This is a genomic window from Pseudomonas sp. HMSC066A08 (genome assembly GCF_001813025.1).
In the GTDB taxonomy this organism is placed as follows: Bacteria; Pseudomonadota; Gammaproteobacteria; order Pseudomonadales; family Pseudomonadaceae; genus Pseudomonas; species Pseudomonas aeruginosa.
Window position 1 is genome coordinate 1 of record NZ_KV811401.1, and the last position, 330, is coordinate 330.

Below are 330 nucleotides of genomic sequence, written 5' to 3' on the forward strand. Positions count from 1 at the left end.
TTCGGCCTTGGGGGCAACCTGCGCCGCCTGCCGCTGGAAAAACGTGTAGCTAACGCCAGCCACAGCGAGCAGGATCACGCCACCGACCACGAACAACGGTTTGTTGTTCAGGCGGCGAACCCCCTTCTCTCTTTTTGGTGTCGCCAGATAGTCGGGCGAGCCGTTGCCGTCCGCACGCATATCAGGATCGTCGTGCATGTCGGCATCGTCGTCGTGTTCGCGGTCGTTATGCACTTCCGCATCCTCAAGCGGCAGGTCGGTGTTCTGGTCGTTGTCTTTATCGTTTGTGCTCATTGCGCACCCCCTCGAACCGTGAACGGGGCACCCGGC

Annotated in this window: 1 pseudogene; it reads right to left on the bottom strand. The window is 60.9% G+C overall.

The features are described 5' to 3' along the window. Positions 1 to 294: pseudogene (locus HMPREF2886_RS32465) on the bottom strand (conjugal transfer protein TrbI); the annotation flags it as partial. Between the last annotated feature and the right edge of the window lie 36 nt (positions 295 to 330).